Consider the following 18,528-nt stretch of genomic DNA (forward strand, 5'->3'; position numbering starts at 1 on the left):
AGTACCGACATGTCCGCTTCGTCCGCCCGCATCGCTACCCAGGACCCGCCCCGCCTGATCCGGCGCCTGTGCAAGCACTGGGCGCACAAGTTTCCCGTCAGCTTCGACGAGCGGCAGGGCGAGATCCAGCTGCCCCTGGGGCGTTGCCTGTTGCAGGCGGGCGACGGGCAGTTGCAGGTCCATCTGCAGGCGAGCGACGCCGAGCAAGTCCAGCGTCTCCAGCAGGTGGTCGCCGAGCACCTGCAGCGCATGGCCGGCGACGAAACGCTGGACTTCGTTTGGGGCGACGGCGAACCAGGGGGGCATGTTCGATAGTGGGAAAGAGTAGGAAGTATCCAGCAAGCAGACATCGGCAGCGCTACGGGTCAAGGGCGGCCATTATCTGCCGTATGTCTGCGTGGTCCCGATGCCGGTCACCGGCCCTGCGGGCTTGCCAGCCGGGGCGGGGAAGTGCCAAGGTTCCCCGCCTTTTTCCGGACGACGGACCGCCATGCGCCTGCTGCATACCTCCGACTGGCATCTCGGCCAGCATTTCATGGGCAAGACCCGCCAGGTCGAGCACCAGGCTTTCTGCGCCTGGCTGATCGAGCAGGTACGCGAGCACGCGGTCGACGCGCTGATCGTCGCCGGCGACGTGTTCGACAGCGGTGCGCCGCCCAGCTACGCCCGCGAGCAGTACAACCGCTTCATCGTCGAACTGCGCGAGACCGGCGCGCGGCTGGTGGTGCTCGGCGGCAACCACGATTCGGTGGCCATGCTCGGCGAGTCGCGCGGCCTGCTGGCCTGCCTGGACACCTGGGTGATCCCGGGGGTGGCGGCGGACCCGGCCGAGCAACTGCTGGTGCTGCCCAAGCGCGACGGCTCGCCGGGGGCGCTGCTCTGCGCCATCCCCTTCGTCCGCCCGCGCGATGTGCTGAAGAGCGAGGCCGGGCAGAGTGCCGAGGACAAGCAGCAGGCGCTGCAGGCGGCGATCCGCGACCATTACCGGGCGTTGTTCGCCCTCGCCGAGGCGCGCCGTGCGGAGCTGGGCGGCAGGCTGCCGATCGTCGCCAGCGGGCACCTGACCACCGTGGGCGCCAGCGCCAGCGAATCGGTGCGGGAGATCTACGTCGGCAGCCTGGAAGCCTTTCCGACCAGCGCCTTCCCGCCGGCGGCCTACATCGCCCTCGGCCACATCCACCGCCCGCAGAAGGTCGGCGGACGGGAGCACATCCGCTACAGCGGCTCGCCGATCCCGCTGTCCTTCGACGAGGCGCGCCAGCAGAAGGAGGTGCTTCTGGTCGACCTGCACGAGGGCGGCCTCGAGGCGGTGACGCCGCTGCCGGTGCCCCGTTTCCAGGCGCTGGTCGCGCTGCGCGGCACCCTCGCCGAGCTGGCCGGCGCCATCGCCGAATCGGCCGGACAGGGCAGCGTCGAGCGGCCGGTGTGGCTGGAGGTGCAGGTCGCCGCCGACGAGCACCTGCCCGACCTGCCGGCGCGCATCGCCGCGCTCTGCGCGGGACTGCCGGTGGAGGTGTTGCGCATCCGCCGCGAACGCGCCGGTACCGCCGCCGGGTTGCAGCGCGTGGCCCGGGAAACCCTCGACGAGCTGAGCCCGGAGGAGGTGTTCGACCGGCGTCTGGCCGGCGAGGCGCTGGACGAGGCGCTGCGCGAACCGCTGCAGGAACTCTATCGTCAGGTGCGCGACGAGCTGCGGGAGGGCGAGGCATGAAGATCCTCAGCCTGCGCCTGAAGAATCTCAACTCCCTCAAGGGCGAGTGGAAGATCGATTTTCGCGAGGCGCCGTTCAAGGGCAACGGCCTGTTCGCCATCACCGGGCCGACCGGCGCCGGCAAGACCACCCTCCTCGACGCCATCTGCCTGGCCCTTTACCACCGCACGCCGCGCATGGACCGCCTGTCCAAGGAGTCCAACCAGCTGATGACCCGGCACACCGCCGAGTGCCTGGCCGAGGTGGAGTTCGAGGTCAAGGGGCAGGGCTACCGGGCCTTCTGGAGCCAGCGCCGTGCCCGCGACAAGGTCGACGGCGCGCTGCAGATGCCCAAGGTCGAGCTGGCCGCGGCGGACGGGACCCTCCTTGCCGACAAGGTTGGCGACAAGCTCGCCCAGATCGAGGCGCTCACCGGTCTCGACTTCGCGCGCTTCACCCGCTCCATGCTGCTCGCCCAGGGCGGTTTCGCCGCCTTTCTCGAAGCCGATGCGAAAAGCCGTGCCGAGCTGCTCGAACAGCTCACCGGCACCGAGATCTACGGGCGGATTTCCCAGCGGGTCTACGCCCACGCCAAGCAGGCCGGCGAGGCGCTCGAGCTGCTCAAGGCGCGGGCCGGCGGCGTCGAGCTGCTCGACGAGGCGCAACGCGGCGCGCTAGCCGCCGAGGCTGCTGGCCTGTCCGCACAGGAGGAGCCGCTGCTGGCGCACCAGGGCGAGCTGCAGAGGCAGCGCCAGTGGCTGGATCGCCTGGCCCAGGCCGAAGCCCATCAGGCGCAGGCCGGCGAAAACTGCCGGGCAGCCGAGCAGGCCCTGGGCGAGGCAGCGCCACAGCTGGCACGGCTGGCCGCCGGCGAGCCGGCGCTGCGTTTGCAGCCCGCCTGGCTGGCCTGGCAGCAGGCCCGCCAGCAGCTGCAGCAGGGCGAGCGCAGCCGCGAGCAGATCCTCGGCGAGCGCCGGCAGGCTTTGGCGGAAGTCAGCCTGCGGCTGTGGCAGGCCAGCCAGGCTGCCGGGCAGATCGCCGAGGCCGCCCGGAGCAAGGAGTCCGCCTTGCGGCGGCAAGTGCGCGAGCTGCAGGAACGGCTGGCCGTGCAGCCGCGGCATGCCGAGCTGGGCGGCTGTCTCGGCGCCTGGCGCGGGCAGTTCGCCAATCGGCGCCAGCGGTGCATGGAGATCGCCGAACTCGCTGGCCGGCGGCAGGTCGAGCAGGCGGCGCTGGTCGAGCTGGCCGGCCGGCTGGACAGCTGGGCTCGCCAGCTCGATGCGATGCGCGGCCAACTGGCGGTTGCCCGCAGCGCCGAGGGTGACTGCCGTCAGCGGCTGGATATCCTGCTCGACGGCCAGAGCGAAGGGGTGCTGCGCCAGCACTGGCAGCAGCTGATGGGGCAGCGCAACCTGCTGGAGCAGTTGGAGCGGATCGCTCTGGACCTCGACAGGCTCGACGCCCAGTTGGCCGCCTCCGACCGGGAGCGCGCCGAGCAGCAGCTGCTGCAGACCGAAAAGGCGGCGCAGCGCGACGGGCTGCGCCAGCGTTTTCTCGAACTCGAGCAGCAGATCGACGACAAGCAGAAACTGCTTGAGCAGGAGACGCGCATCCAGGCACTGGAGGCCTATCGTGCCCGGCTGCAACCTGACGAGGCCTGCCCGCTGTGCGGCTCCCGCGAGCATCCTGCGATCGCCGCCTACCAGGCGCTGGATGTCTCCGCCACGCAGCAGGCGCTGCAGGAGAGGCAGGCCGAACGGGACGGCGTGCGCACGGCGAGCGAGCGCCTGAGCGCCGAACTCGCCGCCCTCGACGCCGACCTGAAGCGGACCCGGCAGCGTCTGGAGCAGGGCCAGGCCGAACGCGCGCAACTGCTGCAGCGCTGGCAGCGCTTGGCCGGCGAACTGGATGCCCCCCTGGCCGGTCCGCCGGCGCTGGCTGAGCGGAAGCGGCAAGTGGCCGAGCACCTGGCCGCCAGCGAGCAGCGTCTGCAGCAACTGGACGGCCTGAAGAGCGCGCTGGAAGACGCCCGCAACCAGCGCTTGGCGTTGGAGCGGCAGTGTGCCGACGGGGAGCGCGAGCTGGCCCGGCTGGAGGAGCGCCGGCAGGGCGGAGAAACCGGGTTGCAGAGCCTGGCCGAGCGGCTGTGCCGGTGCGAGGCGCAGCTGCAGCAGGACGAGGCGGTGCTGGCCGAGGCGCTGGCGCTCTTCGGGCATGCGCTGCCGGCCGACGAGGACGCCTGGCTCGCTGCACGCGAGGCCGAGTGGCAGGCCTGGCAGGGGGATCAGGAGCGGCTGCAGCAGCTGGGGCGCGATCTGTCGCTCCAGTGCCGCGCGGTCGAGATCGCCGGGGACCAGGCCGCGCTCTGGCAGCGGCGCTGGCAGGAACTGGGGGAGGCGGGGCGGCCGGTGCTGGTGCTCGACGACCCGCAGGCGGCGCTGGACCGGGCAGAAGCCGCTCTGCAGGTCGCTCGGCGGCTGGCCGACGAACTCGGCGGCCGGCTGCAGTCGCTGGACGAGGCGCTGCAGGGACAGCATCGGCAGTTCGAGGCCTGCTCCGACGACTGGCGGGCGCAGCTGGCGCAGAGCCCCTTCGTCGACGAGGCGGCCTTTCTCGCCGCACGGCTCGAGGAGGCCGAGCGCGGTGCGCTGCAGGCATTGAGGACGCGCCTGGAGCGGGGGCAGACCGAGGCCCTGGCGTTGCGCGCTGTTGCCGAGCAGGCCGTGGCCGAGCTGCGCGGCGAGCCGGCTACCGAGGTCTCTGCCAGCGAGCTGGCGGCCCAGTTGCAGGTGCTGGCCGAGCAGCTCAAGGCCCTGGCCCAGCGCCAGGGCGAGCTCCGCGCCACGCTGGCCGCCGACGACGAGCGCCGTCTGGGCCAGCAGGCGCTGTTCGCCGCGATCGCCGCGCGCCAGGGCGAATACGACCTTTGGCAACGTCTCAACGGGCTGATCGGCTCGGCCGACGGCGCCAAGTACCGCAAGTTCGCCCAGGGCCTGACCCTCGACCACCTGGTCTGGCTGGCCAACCGCCAGTTGGCCAGACTGCACGGTCGCTACCAGTTGGCGCGCAAGGCCGATGGCGAGCTGGAGCTGGAGGTGGTCGATACCTGGCAGGCCGATGTCGCCCGCGACACCCGCACCCTCTCCGGCGGCGAGAGCTTTCTGGTCAGCCTGGCGCTGGCCCTGGCGCTGTCCGACCTGGTCAGCCACACGACTAGCATCGACTCGCTGTTTCTCGACGAGGGCTTCGGCACCCTCGACGGGGAAACCCTGGAGGTCGCCCTGGATGCCCTGGACAGTCTCAACGCCAGCGGCAAGACCATCGGGGTGATCAGCCATGTCGAGGCGCTCAAGGAGCGCATCCCGGTGCAGCTCCGGGTGAGCAAGGGCGTGGGTCTGGGCTACAGCAGCCTGGAGCGGCGCTTCGCCGTGTCCTGAGTCAGGGTCTGCAAGGATGGCGTGAAATATGCTTGAGGCTGGTCGGCACGGCGAATTCGCGGAGCCGGCCGGTTCGCCGCACCAGCAGCGGGCAACGGTCGCCCTGTCGCGCAACCGTAACCAATCTTCTGTAAACAGCTGCCATCGCAACGCGGAGCCCGTGGTATGTCCACCCTGACCGAACTCGCCCAACAGATCGCCCAACTCTATCCTCTCGAGGACCAGCGAGGCGGCAAGCGCTATCGCGTGGTCGACGAATTGGCGGGAATGACCGAGCTGGAGGAGGTCGGCGGTGCGCCGCGCTATATCCGCACCGCCGATCTGAAGGATCGCCGGCTGTGGGTCCTCGCCGCCGACAGCTGGCCCGAGCGCCGGCGGCGCGGCGGCCACCGCTGAGCTTGGTGGCCTGTTTGGTCGGTTCGATTAGTCAATTTCGGCGCCCGAGGCCTCGATACTGCGTGGCCGCTCCTCGCCATAGCTCGGCTATGACTCGTCGCGGCGCCTTGTCTCGAAAGCCCGGTCATCCGAACCTGAGTTAATCAACCAACCGCACAGGCCGCTAGACCGGGCGCGGCGGCTCCAGCAGCATGCGGGTGATCCGCCGCTCCTTCACTTCGCTGACCCTCAGCCGCCAGCCGCGGTAGCTCAGCGCGTCGCCGGTCGCCGGCAGGCGGTCGAGCAGGCTCATGGCCAGCCCCGCCAGGGTCTGGTAGTCGTCGGTGGCCTGGGCCTGGAAGCCCAGGCGCCGGCCGAGCAGCGCCAGGCCGATGGCACCGCTGACCTCGTAGACGCCGTCGCGCTCGATCACGTCCGGCCCTTCCATCTCGCTGGCATCCGGCAGTTCGCCGGCGATCGCCTCGAGAATGTCGGTGAGGGTCAGCAGGCCCTCGAAGTGGCCGAACTCGTTGACTACGAAGGCCACGTGGGTGGAGGCCTGGCGCATCTGTTCGAGGGCATTGAGCACCGAGCAGCCGTCCGGCAGGTTGAGCGGCTGGCGCACCAGTTGCTCGATGTCCGGATGCGCGCCCTGCAGCAGGGCGCGCAGCAGCTCCTTCTTGTGCACGTAGCCGAGGGGTTCGTCGATGGCCGCGGTGCGTGCCACCACCAGCCGCGAATGGGGCGAATCGAGCAGTTGCTGGCGGATCTGCGCCTCGTCGGCGTCGAGGGCGATGTGGTCGACCTGCATGCGGTCGGTCATCGCGGTGGCGATGGGCCGTTCGGCCAGGTGCAGCACGCCGCTGATCATCACCCGCTCGCGGCGGCCGAACGGCGCGCGGTCGGCTTCGTTGCCCTTGAGCAGGTCGGCGATCTCCTCGCCGACCTCTTCGGCCTCCAGTTGGTGCCCGCCGAGCAGGCGCAGCACCGCGTGGGCGGTGCGCTCGCGCCGCGTGCGCCGGCCCTGCAGCTGTTTCTTGCGGCGCCAGCGGGCCAGCTGGTTGAACACTTCGATGAGGATCGAGAAGCCGATCGCCGCGTACAGGTAGCCCTTGGGAATGTGGAAGCCGAAGCCCTCCGCGGTGAGGCTGAAGCCGATCATCATCAGAAAGCCCAGGCACAGCATGATCACCGTGGGGTGGGCGTTGACGAAGGCGGTCAGCGGCTTGCTGGCGGCGATCATCAGGCCGATGGAGATCACCACGGCGAGCATCATGATCTCGAGCTGCTCGACCATGCCGACGGCGGTGATCACCGCGTCCAGGGAGAACACCGCATCGAGCACGACGATCTGCGCCACCACCGGCCAGAAGCGGGCGTAGGCCCGGCTGCCGGACTGCGCGTGGGTGTGGCCCTCGAGGCGTTCGTGCAACTCCATGGTGGCCTTGAAGAGCAGGAACACGCCGCCCAGCAGCATGATCAGGTCGCGCCCGGAGAAGCTCTTGCCCAGGATCGAGAGCAGCGGCTCGGTCAGGGTCACCAGCCAGGAGATGCTGGCCAGCAGGCCCAGGCGCATGACCAGCGCCAGGGACAGGCCGATGATTCGCGCGCGGTCGCGCCGCTCGGGCGGCAGCTTGTCGGCGAGGATGGCGATGAACACCAGGTTGTCGATGCCGAGCACGATCTCCAGCACGATCAGGGTCAGCAGGCCTAGCCAGGCCGTGGGGTCAGCCAGCCATTCCATGGGCGGTTACCTTGCTTGCGAGAGAGAGGAGGAGGGCGCCTGCGGCCTTCCGGCGGGGGCGGGAGGCCAGCGGGCGAACGCATTCGTTCGTGGGGGAAAGACCGGGCCGACCCGGGGAGGAGCGCCGCCCCGCGGGAAGGCGAGGCGGCTGACGACAGGCGTTGTCCATGTGCGACCGATCAATAGGGAGGAACGTGCATCCTACGGCATCGATGCGGCGTCGCTAAGCGCGCAAGCGTAACCGTTTCTTAGCGGCAGGCCTGCCAGCGTTCTTCCCGCCAGCGGCGCCGGGCCTCAAGGTCGAGGAAGGTCCAGGCGATGAAGCGGCTCTGCTTCTGCCCCTGGGCCATGGGCACGACGCGCACCTCGGTGGCCCCGGCCTTGTTCAGCGCGGCCTGGGCGGCGGGCAGGTTGGCGGCCTTGGAGAGCAGGCTGCTGAACCAGTAGACCTGCCCGGCGAACTGCGCGCTTTCCGCGATCATCCGCCCGACGAAGGCGGCCTCGCCGCCGGGACAGTGCAGTTCGGCGCCCTGGCCGCCGAAGTTCAGCAGCGGCAGCTTGCGCTTGGGGTCGAGCTTGCCGAGGTTGCGCCATTTGCGCCGGCTGCCGCGGGTGGCTTCCTCCGCCGTGGCGTGGAAGGGCGGGTTGCAGAGGCTCAGGTCGAAGCGTTCGTCGGCCTGCAGCAGGCCCTGGAAGAGGTGCGCGGGATCGGCCTGGCGGCGCAGCCGGATGGCCCCTTCCAGCGCGTTGGCGCGGACGATGACCTCTGCCGAGGCGAGGGCGGTCGGGTCGATGTCGGTGCCGAGAAAGCGCCAGCCGTACTCGCGATGGCCGATCAGCGGGTAGATGCAGTTGGCGCCGACGCCGATGTCCAGCACCTGCAGCGCCGCGCCGTGCGGGATCGCCCCGCCGTGGTCGGCGGCCAGCAGGTCGGCGAGGCCGTGCAGGTAGTCGGCGCGGCCGGGAATCGGCGGGCACAGGTAGCCGGGCGGGATATCCCAGTGGCGGATGCCGTAGTGGTCGGCGAGCAGGGCACGGTTGAGGGTCTTGACCGCGTCCGGATTGGCGAAGTCGATGCTCTGCTTGCCGTAGGGGTTGAGGATGACGAAGGCGGCGAGCGCCGGGTGGCGGCGGATCAGCGCGGGGAAGTCGTAGCGGCCTTGGTGACGGTTGCGCGGGTGCAGCGAACTCGGGCGTTCCGGCGGCTGCGCGGGGGGCGACGGGGGACGGGGCTGGCTGGGCATTGCGGGAGGCTAGCGGTGGGTTGGGTGACGGATTGTCCCACAACTCGGGCCGCTGCGCCGCCCGGTGCCGCTATTCGGCGGGCACCGGGGGGTAGCCGAGGAAGGCCAGCGGCGGGCGCCGCTGGCCGGTCGCTATCAGAGCGTGGCGATGCGGGCGCGCTGCTCGCCCAGTTTGGCCAGGGCCTGCTCGGCCTCGCTCAGCTTGGCGCGCTCCTTGGCGATCACCTCGGCGGGGGCCTTGTCGACGAAGCTGGCGTTGCCCAACTTGCCGCCGACGCGCTTGACCTCGCCGTCCAGGCGCTGGATTTCCTTGTCCAGGCGGGCCAGTTCGGCGTCTTTGTCGATCAGCCCGGCCATCGGCACCAGCACCTGCATCTCGCCGACCAGCGCGGTGGCGGCCAGCGGCGCTTCCTCGCCCTCGGCCAGTACGCGGATCGACTCCAGCTTGGCCAGCTTGGCCAGCAGCGGCTCGTTCTCGGCGAGGCGGCGACGGTCGCCGGCCGAGGCGTTGTTGAGCACCACGTCGATGCGCTTGGCCATCGAGATGTTCATCTCGCCGCGGATCTGCCGCACGCCGAGCATCAGCGCCTTGATCCACTCGATGTCGTCCTCGGCGGCCTCGTCGAGGCGCGCCTCGTCGGCCACCGGCCAGGGCTGCAGCATCAGGGTCGGGCCGGACTTGCCGGCCAGCGGTGCGAGGCGCTGCCAGATTTCCTCGGTGATGAAGGGCATGAAGGGGTGCGCCAGGCGCAGCGCGGTTTCCAGTACCCGCACCAGGGTGCGGCGGGTGCCGCGCTGGCGGGAGGCCGGGGCGTTCTCGTCCCAGAGCACCGGCTTGACCAGTTCCAGGTACCAGGCGCAGTACTGGTCCCAGACGAACTCGTAGAGCGCCTGGGCGGCGAGGTCGAAGCGGAAGGCGTCGAGCTGGCGGGTCACCTCCTGCTCGGTGCGCTGCAGCTGGGAGACGATCCAGCGGTCCACCGGGGACAGCTCGACCGGCTCGCCGGCGGCGCCGCAATCCTTGCCCTCGGTGTTCTCGAAGACGAAGTTGGCGGCGTTCCAGACCTTGTTGCAGAAGTTGCGGTAGCCCTCGACCCGGCCCATGTCGAACTTGATGTCGCGGCCGGTGGAGGCCAGCGAGCAGAAGGTGAAGCGCAGCGCGTCGGTGCCGTAGCTGGCGATGCCTTCGGGGAATTCGGCGCGGGTCTGTTTGGCGATCTTCTCGGCGAGCTTGGGCTGCATCATGCCGCTGGTGCGCTTGGTCAGCAGGGTGTCGAGGCCGATGCCGTCGACGATGTCCAGCGGGTCGAGGACGTTGCCCTTGGACTTGGACATCTTCTGGCCCTGGGCATCGCGCACCAGGCCGTGGACGTAGACGGTCTTGAAGGGGATCTGCCCGGTCAGGTGCAGGGACATCATGATCATCCGGGCGACCCAGAAGAAGATGATGTCGAAGCCGGTGACCAGCACGTCGGTGGGGTGGAAGGTCTTGAGGAAGTCGGTCTGCGCAGGCCAGCCGAGGGTGGAGAAGGTCCACAGGCCGGAGCTGAACCAGGTGTCCAGCACGTCCTCGTCCTGGCGCAGCGGCTCGTCGTTGCGGATCGCGTACTTGCTGCGCACCTCCGCCTCGTCGCGGCCGACGTAGGCGTTGCCGGCCTCGTCGTACCAGGCCGGGATGCGGTGGCCCCACCAGAGTTGGCGGCTGATGCACCAGTCTTGGATGTCGCGCATCCAGGAGAAGTACATGTTCTCGTACTGCCTGGGCACGAACTGGATGGCGCCGTCTTCCACGGCCTTGATGGCCTTCTCGGCTAGCGGCTTGGTGGAGACGTACCACTGGTCGGTCAGCCAGGGTTCGATGATGCTCCCGGAGCGGTCGCCGCGCGGCACCTTCAGCGCATGGTCGTCGATCTTCTCCAGAAGGCCCATGCCGTCGAAGTCGGCGACGATGGCCTTGCGCGCGTCGAAGCGGTCCATGCCGGCATAGCTATCCGGCAGGGTCGGATCGATACGCGCGTTCGGCGTGCCGTCGATGTCGAACACCTGAGCCTGGGCCAGGACGCCGGCGTTCTTGTCGAAGATGTTGATCAGCGGCAGGTGGTGGCGCTTGCCGACCTCGTAATCGTTGAAGTCGTGAGCCGGGGTGATCTTCACGCAGCCGGTGCCGAACTCGCGGTCGACGTAGTCGTCGGCGACGATCGGGATCAGGCGGTTGACCAGTGGCAGCAGCACGTGGCGGCCGATCAGGTCCTGGTAGCGCTCGTCCTCCGGATGCACGGCGACGGCGGCGTCGCCCAGCATGGTTTCCGGACGGGTGGTGGCGACCACCAGGTAGGTCTTGCCCTCGGCGGTGCGGGCGCCGTCGGCCAGCGGGTAGCGCAGCTGCCAGAGGTGGCCCTTCTCGTCGTGGTTTTCCACTTCCAGGTCGGAGATCGCGGTGTGCAGCTTGGTGTCCCAGTTGACCAGGCGCTTGCCGCGGTAGATCAGGCCATCCTCATGGAGGCGCACGAAGGCTTCCTTGACCGCTTCGGAGAGGCCCTCGTCCATGGTGAAGCGCTCCCGCGACCAGTCCACCGAGCTGCCCAGGCGGCGGATCTGCCGGGTGATGGTGCCGCCGGACTCCTCCTTCCACTCCCAGACCTTGTCGAGGAACTTCTCGCGGCCGAGGTCGTGGCGGCTGACGCCCTGGGCGGCCAGCTGGCGCTCCACCACCATCTGGGTGGCGATGCCGGCGTGGTCGGTGCCCGGCTGCCACAGGGTGTTGCGGCCCTGCATGCGGCGGAAGCGGATCAGCGCGTCCATGATCGCGTTGTTGAAGCCATGGCCCATGTGCAGGCTGCCGGTGACGTTCGGCGGCGGGATCATGATGGTGTAGGGCTCGCCGCTGCCCTGCGGGGCGAAGTAGTTCTTCGACTCCCATTCGGTGTACCAACGGGATTCAATGGCGTGCGGCTGGTAGGTCTTGTCCATGCGGAGGAAACCCTTATAAGACGGCTGATCTGGGGGAACCGGGGAGTATAAAGGCAAACCCGTGCCTGTGGGCTGTATCCCTGCACGTCCAGGCGGGCGATCCCGATGGTCGGATTTCGCCGTCGGCGGCGACACTCTAGGAGTGGCGCGAGGCGAGCAGGCGCTCTAGGCGAATCTCGAGGCGGCGCTTCAGTTCGGCCTCGATCTGCGGCAGGAAGTCGTCGATGACTTCCTGCAGGACCAGCTGGCTCTCGGTGCGCAGGGTCTGCTCCAGGCTGGGCGGAGACGGGGTGGGGCGGGGTTCTTCCCCATCCTCTTCGAGGGTGACGATCTCCGAAAGCAGCGGGATCTCGTCGGCACCGAGGGTTTCGGTGAGCAGCGGCGGCAACAGGTCTTCGTCCAGCAGATCGCGGATCGATTGCAGGTCGTCCAGCAGGTGGGCGGTGTCCGGCTTGGGTTTCAGGCTGTCCATAGGTCGTCAGATGCGCGGCAGGCGGTGATCCTGCAAAGGATAGCCGCGCTCGCGGTAGACGCGGTAGTTGGTGCGCGAGGCCTGACGGATGGCCGGCTCGCTCACCACCAGCTCGGCGATCCGCTCGAAGCGCTCGCAGAAGGGCGGCACGACGAGGGCCAGGTTGATCAACAGGTCGTGGTGGCTGCCGGGATCGTCGCCCAGGCCGAGGGTGATCGGCGCGTCGGCATCCTCCTCGGTCGCGCCGTGGGGCAGGAAGGCTTCGTCCTTGAAGCTCCACAGCTGCTCGTTCAGCGCATCGCGCTGGGCCGCGTCCTGGCAGTGCAGATAGATGCGGTGCCCCAGGCGCCAGGCCTTTTCCGTCAGCTTGCAGGCGAAGGCGAGGCGCGTCGCCGGGTCTGCGGAGGGCAGGATGTAGAAGTCGACCTGGGGCATGGAGTCCTCGGTTGCGGGAGCGGGCAGGCCGCTCCCGCGTCCCTCACGGGGCACTGCGATCCAGCAGGAACTGGGTGAGTAGCGGGACTGGGCGGCCGGTGGCGCCCTTCTCCTTGCCGCCGCTGATCCAAGCGGTACCGGCGATGTCCAGGTGCGCCCAGTGGTAGTTCTTGGCGAAGCGCGATAGGAAGCAGGCGGCGGTGATGGTGCCGGCCTTGGGGCCGCCGATGTTGGCGATGTCGGCGAACGGGCTGTCGAGCTGTTCCTGGTACTCCTCGAACAGCGGCAGCTGCCAGGCACGGTCGGCAGCATGTTCGCCGGCCTTGAGGATCTGGCGGATCAGGGTGTCGTGGTTGCCCATCAGGCCCGAAGCCTGGGTGCCCAGGGCGGTGATGCAGGCGCCGGTGAGGGTGGCGACGTCGATCACCGCCTGCGGCTTGAAGCGTTCGGCGTAGGTGAGGGTGTCGCACAGCACCAGGCGGCCCTCGGCGTCGGTGTTGAGGATCTCCACGGTCTGCCCGCTCATGCTGGTGACGATGTCGCCGGGGCGGGTGGCGCCGCCGCTGGGCATGTTCTCGGCGCAGGCCAGAAGGCCCACCACGTTGATCGGCAACGCCAGTTCGAGCAATGCGCGGAAGGTGCCGAGCACGCTGGCGGCGCCGCACATGTCGTACTTCATCTCGTCCATGCCGAGGCCGGGTTTGAGGCTGATGCCGCCGGTGTCGAAGGTGATGCCCTTGCCGACCAGCACGAAGGGCTGCTCGTCCTTCTTGCCGCCCTGGTAGTTGAGTACGACCAGCCGCGGCGGCTGGTCGCTGCCCTGGGCTACGGCGAGGAAGGCGCCCATGCCGAGCTCCTTGAGCTTCTTCTCGTCGAGGACCTCGACCTTCAGCGCGTCGTGCGCCTTGGCCAGCGCCTTGGCCTCGTCGGCCAGGCGGCTCGGGTGGCAGAGGTTCGGCGGCAGGTTGCCGAGGTCGCGGGTCAGGGCCATGCCGCTGGTGATCGCCTGGGCGTGGCTGGCGGCGCGGGTCACCTCGGCCTGGCTGGCCTTGTCGCAGACCAGGACGATCTTCTTCAGGGCCGGGGCGGTGGCCTTCTCGCTCTTGAAGCGGTCGAACACGTAGGTGGCGTCGAGCAGCGTCTCGGCCAGCAGGCGGGCCTTGCCGTAGGCATCGCGCCCCTTGACGTGGAGCTCGCCCAGGGTCAGCGCGGCGTCGCTGCCGCCCAGGCCTTTGAGTACACCCTGGGCGGCGGCGACGATCTTGCGGAACTGGCGGTCGCTCAGTTCGTTCTCCTTGCCCGCGCCGACCAGCAGCACGCGCTCGGCCTTGAGGTTCGGCAGGTTGTGCAGCAGCAAGGTCTGTCCGGCCTTGCCGGCCAGATCGCCGCGCTTGAGGGCGGCGGTCAGGGCGCCGTCGCAGGCCTGATCGATGACTTTGGCGGTGGCGCCGAGCTTGCGGCCTTCGCCGACGGCGATCACCAGCGTGGCGGTTTTCAGGGTTTCCGGGCTGGCACTTTTGACAACGAGTTGCATGGCGTGATGTCCCCAAGACAAAGGGTCTGGTTTGCAGGATAATGCCGGTCTTTTTCGTGGTGTGTCGCAGGCTGTTGAAACTGCTGCGTTCGGCTATCGGCGTTGGCGTCGGGTTCGGAGTCCTTCCATGTCGGGGAAACGGCGCTTCGCTGCCCGGTCCGGCCTTCGCTTGCCGCCTGTGCGACGGCCTGGGAGGCAGCGGGTCGGCTCAGGCAGCTAGTGTGAGCGCAGCGGCTTGAGCCTGACAACCCTGGAGTGTCTGGTTTGATCATCCCTCGTTATCTTTCCCGTGAGCTGCTCATGACGCTGAGCGCGGTCAGTGCCGTGCTGCTGGTGATCATCATGAGCGGCCGCTTCATCAAGTACCTGGCGCAGGCGGCCCAGGGGCAGCTTGATCCGGGTGTGTTGCTGCAGATCATGTTCTACCGGATACCCAGCTTCCTGGAGTTGATTCTGCCGCTGGGGCTGTTCCTCGGTATCCTGCTGGCCTACGGCCGACTCTATCTCGACAGCGAGATGACCGTGCTGGCGGCGGCCGGGATGAGTCCGCAGCGCCTGGCCGCCTATACCCTGGTGCCGGTCATTCCGGTCGCCGCGCTGGTCGCCTGGATGAGCCTGGGGCTGGCGCCCCAGGGGATACGGATGATGGAGCAGCTGCTCAACGAGCAGGAGGCCCTGACCGAGTTCGATACCCTGGTGCCGGGGCGTTTTCAGACCATGAAGGACGGCTCGCGGGTGACCTATGTCGAGGATTTGACCGACGACCGCACCGAGCTTTCCAGCGTGTTCATCAGCGAGAAGCGGATGTCCCACGATGGTGATAAGGAGCGCGGTATCACCGTGCTGGTGGCGGAGGGCGGTCGCCAGGAGGTGCGGGAGGACGGCAGTCGCTACCTGATTCTGCAAAACGGCTATCGCTATGATGGCAACCCCGGGCAGGCCGACTACCGGGTGATTCGCTACGACACCTATGGCGTGCTGCTGGCCAAACCGGCGGTGAGCAGCGAGATCAACGAGCGCGAGGCGATCCCCACCGGCGAGCTGATCGGCAGCGAGCTGCCGCGCCACCAGGCCGAACTGCAATGGCGCCTTTCCCTGCCTTTGCTGGTGTTCGTGGTCACCGTGCTGGCGGTGCCGCTGGCAAGGGTTAACCCCCGCCAGGGCCGTTTTCTCAAGCTGCTGCCGGCGATCCTTCTCTACATGGCCTATCTGGCCACGTTGATCTCCGTTCGCGGTGCGCTGGAGAAGGGCCGGATCCCGATGCTGATCGGCCTCTGGTGGGTTCACGGGATCTTCCTGCTGATCGGTCTGGGGCTGCTGTTCTGGGAGCCCTTGAGTCTGCGACTGGCAAGCCGGCGTGCCGCGCGGGGTCCGAGTCATGGGTAAGCTGGACAGATACATCGGCGTCAGCGTGTTTCTCGCCATCTTGGCGGTGCTCGGGGTGATCGTCGGGCTGGCCCTGCTGTTCGCTTTCATCGACGAGTTGGGCGATGTCCGGGGCAACTACGATCTGGCTGCGGCCGCCTGGTACGTCTTCCTGACCGTGCCGCAGCGGATCTATGAAATGCTGCCGATGGCCGCGCTGATCGGCTGCCTGATCGGTCTCGGCAATCTGGCCAGCAGCAGCGAGCTGACGGTCATGCGTGCCGCCGGGGTATCGCTCGGGCGCATTGTCTGGGCGGTGATGAAGCCCATGCTGGTGCTGATGCTGCTTGGCGGGCTGCTCGGCGAATACCTGGCGCCCTGGGCGGAAAACAAGGCCGAGGCCTACCGCTCCCTGGCCCAGGGCGGCGGCGAGGCGCAGACCGGCAGGCACGGCCTCTGGCATCGTCAAGGCGATGAGTTCGTGCACATCAACGCGGTGCAGCCCGGTGGTGTGCTCTATGGGGTGACGCGCTATCGTTTCGACGAGCAGCGCCATATGCTGTCCTCCAGCTTTGCCAGGAAGGCGCGGTACCAGGACGGACGCTGGCAGTTGGAGGAGGTGACGAGTACCCGCTTCCTCGAGCGCAGCACGGAGGTCGTCAAGGTTGCCAGCGAGCAGTGGGATGTTGCGCTGAGTCCGCAGTTGCTGGGGACCGTGGTGATGGATCCGGAGGCCCTGTCGATGACCGGGCTATGGCGCTACATCCATTATCTGGCCGAGCAGGGGCTGAACAATGCGCGCTACTGGCTGGCCTTCTGGGCCAAGGTGCTGCAGCCCTTGGTGACTGCGGCGCTGGTGCTGATGGCGATTTCCTTCATCTTCGGCCCGTTGCGCTCGGTTACCCTTGGCCAGCGGCTCTTTACCGGGGTGCTGGTCGGCTTCGTTTTCCGCATCATCCAGGATCTGCTCGGCCCTTCGAGCCAGGTGTTCGGCTTCTCGCCCCTGCTGGCGGTGGCTCTGCCGGCCGGGCTCTGTGCGCTGCTGGGGCTCCACCTGCTGCGTCGGGCCGGGTAGCGGAGCTGTACCCCGCCGCCCGCGGCCGAATGAACGGGGGCTGTCGGCGGCTACTTCTTGTGGAGGCTCTTCGGCAGTCGGACCACCTGGCTGCTGGAGTACATGTCCTGCCAGGTGCGCCCCTGTTTATCCCAGAGCATCCAGAGGTAGCCTAGGCCGAGGCATAGCCCTGAGGCGATGGCGATCAGGAAGCGCAGCAAGGCCTGCCACAGGTCGATGGCGGTGCCGTCGGCGTTCTGGATGCGCAATCCCCAGACCTGCATGCCGAGCGTCTGGCCGTTGTGCGTCCAGAATTTCGCGAAGAAGCCAAACAGGCAGAAGAACAGCAGGGTGGAAAGCAGCGGGTCGCCATCCAGCGCACCGGCATCGGACAACTGCCTGAGTCGGTCGCTCCCGATGATGCCCATCTGAATCAGCTTGTAGATGAAGGTAACGACGATCAGCAGGGCGATACAGAGTAGAAAGTCGTAGAACACCGCTGCCAGGCGGCGGGGCAGCCCCGCGGCAGGAAAGTCGCCTTGGGGTTTCAGGACAGGTTTGGGCATGGATGGACTCGCGGTAAGGCAAAGGCCATCATTCTACGAAATGCCGGGCACAAAAAAGCCCCTGATGTCGCCATCAGGGGCTTTCTTACAAACCGAGGATCAGCCCAGGATCTGAACTTTGTCAGCCTGCATGCCTTTCTGGCCTTGTACCGCTTCGAAGGTGACTTTCTGGCCTTCTTTCAGGCTCTTGAAGCCGGTACCTTCGATTGCGCGGAAGTGGACGAACAGGTCCGGGCCGCTTTCGGGAGTGATGAAACCAAAGCCTTTCTCGTCGTTGAACCACTTGACGGTGCCGGTTTGACGATTCGACATGTCTTATTTCCTTGAAACTGGAGTTGATGGCAGTCTCTGTGACAACAGAGAGCTGGAACTGGTTGCAGAGAGTAAGAGAAGTCGAGCGGGATGTAGCGGACCTGTAGGACCTACTGCCACCAAGTCAAGATTCAACAGCGACCCACGCAAACACAGTTTAGATACTGTACGCCAAGTCCGCGGAAAAAGCCAAGCCCTGGCGAGGAAGGTTTTTGTAGGGGAATTTCTTGTCGATATTTTGTAATGATTTTCGCTGAAAATAATGGATTTTTGTGCTGATTCGTGATGCTTTGGTGTTCTGTTGCCGCCAGCTTCCGTGGCGGTTGATGAATGAGATTTACCGGTAGATTGCTGTGTTCCCGGCGGCAGTTCGTCGCATGTGGACATGTCTTGCTGCATTGGCCGGTTTCAATCTGTTTTCCGCATCGCTGTGACGGATCCGTGTTCAATCGATGAGTGCGAGCGACGCCCGAAGGTTTCCCGTGTGCTTCGGCAGCCGAGGAGGGTAAAGAGGAAACCTGATTGGCAATGATGCTCAGCCAGAGGCCCGACAGGCGTGAGGCGTGTCATGCCCTCGAAGCCAGGTTCAGGTCGACGATGCCTATCTCGGCGGCGAGTTCAGCGGGGTACGGTCGGGGACGGAAAACAAGGTTCCGTTCGTCGCCGCCGTCTCGCTCAGCAATGATGGCCGCTCCCTGAGCACCCAGCTTATGCCCGTGCCGGGCTTCAGTTTCAAGGCCGTCGAACAGTGGGCCAGGTCCTGCCGGGTCCCAGGCTAAGCCGTGCCCTGCGGCGGACTGGCTTGCTTCACTGCGATCACCGCGGCTGGATGTCCACATCAACGAACCGTGATCGCTGGACACAAGCCCAGGGACTTGACCGAGTTCCAGTGGGTCAAGTCCCTGGGCAATCTCGAGACCCGCTCGGCCGGGCGTTACCCTGCCTTCAGCTTCCGCAAGTAGGCGGCCCGACACCTGGGCGCATTCGCCTACCGCTTCAACCGCCGATTCGAACTACGCACGCTGCCTGCGCGACTCCTCGTGGCGGTCGCGCGTTGCACGCCACACCCCTGCGGGTGATTCGGGATGGTTGAGGCTAATTCTCATTACTAATCAGGAAAGGCCTTGAAGGGGGGATAAGACGTCGCGACGTGATCGGAAAATCCGGGGGGTACACTCGGTTTTTGTGGGCGCTGGATATTTAATTCTTTCGATCTGTTTGGAAATAACGCTATCTAATAAGCGCTGGCTTGACCTTGAGGTCGTCAGGATCTTTCCTTGTAGTAGTCGCGTTTTATCGCAGGCTTTCCTGGGGGCTGGGAAGGGCAGGG

Annotated in this window: 14 protein-coding genes and 1 pseudogene; 7 read left to right on the forward strand and 8 right to left on the reverse strand. The window is 67.3% G+C overall.

From position 1 onward, the window contains the following. Window positions 1-9: 9 nt before the first annotated feature. The 4 genes from BMY22_RS03185 to BMY22_RS03200 all read left to right on the forward strand — a co-directional run bounded on the left by BMY22_RS03185 (window position 10) and on the right by BMY22_RS03200 (window position 5,523). Window positions 10-315 (forward strand): DUF2218 domain-containing protein, encoded by a 306-nt coding sequence (locus BMY22_RS03185; RefSeq protein WP_090619517.1) that lies wholly within the window; start codon window positions 10-12, stop codon window positions 313-315. A gap of 175 nt (window positions 316-490) precedes the next feature. After that, the gene (gene sbcD / locus BMY22_RS03190; RefSeq protein ID WP_090619519.1) at window positions 491-1,711 is read left to right on the forward strand and encodes an exonuclease subunit SbcD; all 1,221 of its coding nucleotides are present in this window, start codon (window positions 491-493) and stop codon (window positions 1,709-1,711) included. Continuing rightward, window positions 1,708-5,127: an exonuclease subunit SbcC gene (gene sbcC / locus BMY22_RS03195; RefSeq protein WP_090619520.1), complete on the forward strand. Its 3,420-nt coding sequence runs from the start codon at window positions 1,708-1,710 to the stop codon at window positions 5,125-5,127. Before sbcD ends, sbcC begins: the two co-directional genes overlap by 4 nt. Window positions 5,128-5,292: 165 nt before the next feature. Next, entirely contained in the window at window positions 5,293-5,523 is a 231-nt protein-coding gene (locus BMY22_RS03200; protein WP_090619521.1) for a hypothetical protein, read from the forward strand. A gap of 163 nt (window positions 5,524-5,686) precedes the next feature. Here BMY22_RS03200 and BMY22_RS03205 read toward each other — a convergent pair whose 3' ends face one another. The 6 genes from BMY22_RS03205 to BMY22_RS03230 all read right to left on the reverse strand — a co-directional run bounded on the left by BMY22_RS03205 (window position 5,687) and on the right by BMY22_RS03230 (window position 13,901). Then, window positions 5,687-7,246 (reverse strand): TerC family protein, encoded by a 1,560-nt coding sequence (locus BMY22_RS03205; protein WP_090619523.1) that lies wholly within the window; start codon window positions 7,244-7,246, stop codon window positions 5,687-5,689. Window positions 7,247-7,494: 248 nt separating this feature from the next. Then, on the reverse strand, window positions 7,495-8,490 hold the full coding sequence (gene rlmF / locus BMY22_RS03210) for a 23S rRNA (adenine(1618)-N(6))-methyltransferase RlmF (protein WP_090619524.1): 996 nt from the start codon (window positions 8,488-8,490) through the stop codon (window positions 7,495-7,497). A 135-nt stretch (window positions 8,491-8,625) separates the two neighbouring features. Next, on the reverse strand, window positions 8,626-11,460 hold the full coding sequence (locus BMY22_RS03215; protein WP_090619526.1) for a valine--tRNA ligase: 2,835 nt from the start codon (window positions 11,458-11,460) through the stop codon (window positions 8,626-8,628). Window positions 11,461-11,596: 136 nt separating this feature from the next. Continuing rightward, the gene (locus BMY22_RS03220; RefSeq protein WP_090619527.1) at window positions 11,597-11,932 is read right to left on the reverse strand and encodes a DNA polymerase III subunit chi; all 336 of its coding nucleotides are present in this window, start codon (window positions 11,930-11,932) and stop codon (window positions 11,597-11,599) included. A gap of 6 nt (window positions 11,933-11,938) precedes the next feature. Further along, on the reverse strand, window positions 11,939-12,367 hold the full coding sequence (locus BMY22_RS03225; protein WP_090619529.1) for a DNA polymerase III subunit chi: 429 nt from the start codon (window positions 12,365-12,367) through the stop codon (window positions 11,939-11,941). Window positions 12,368-12,410: 43 nt separating this feature from the next. Beyond that, window positions 12,411-13,901: a leucyl aminopeptidase gene (locus BMY22_RS03230; RefSeq protein ID WP_090619531.1), complete on the reverse strand. Its 1,491-nt coding sequence runs from the start codon at window positions 13,899-13,901 to the stop codon at window positions 12,411-12,413. 264 nt (window positions 13,902-14,165) lie between these two features. Between BMY22_RS03230 and lptF the strand changes: the two genes are divergently transcribed. Beyond that, window positions 14,166-15,287, forward strand: coding sequence for an LPS export ABC transporter permease LptF (gene lptF / locus BMY22_RS03235; protein WP_167363690.1), 1,122 nt, complete (start codon window positions 14,166-14,168; stop codon window positions 15,285-15,287). Then, on the forward strand, window positions 15,280-16,341 hold the full coding sequence (gene lptG / locus BMY22_RS03240) for an LPS export ABC transporter permease LptG (RefSeq protein WP_090619534.1): 1,062 nt from the start codon (window positions 15,280-15,282) through the stop codon (window positions 16,339-16,341). Before lptF ends, lptG begins: the two co-directional genes overlap by 8 nt. Window positions 16,342-16,391: 50 nt before the next feature. Here the strand turns inward: lptG and BMY22_RS03245 are convergent, their stop codons facing one another. Next, entirely contained in the window at window positions 16,392-16,886 is a 495-nt protein-coding gene (locus tag BMY22_RS03245) for an RDD family protein (protein WP_090619536.1), read from the reverse strand. A 99-nt stretch (window positions 16,887-16,985) separates the two neighbouring features. Next, a complete protein-coding gene (locus BMY22_RS03250) occupies window positions 16,986-17,198 on the reverse strand; it encodes a cold-shock protein (RefSeq protein ID WP_039805696.1) in 213 nt (70 codons plus the stop codon). 584 nt (window positions 17,199-17,782) lie between these two features. Here BMY22_RS03250 and BMY22_RS24795 point away from each other — a divergent pair. Further along, window positions 17,783-18,277, forward strand: a pseudogene (locus BMY22_RS24795) (transposase); the annotation flags it as partial. Window positions 18,278-18,528 lie beyond the last annotated feature (251 nt).

The sequence above is a fragment of the Azotobacter beijerinckii genome (assembly GCF_900110885.1).
Taxonomy (GTDB): domain Bacteria; phylum Pseudomonadota; class Gammaproteobacteria; order Pseudomonadales; family Pseudomonadaceae; genus Azotobacter; species Azotobacter beijerinckii.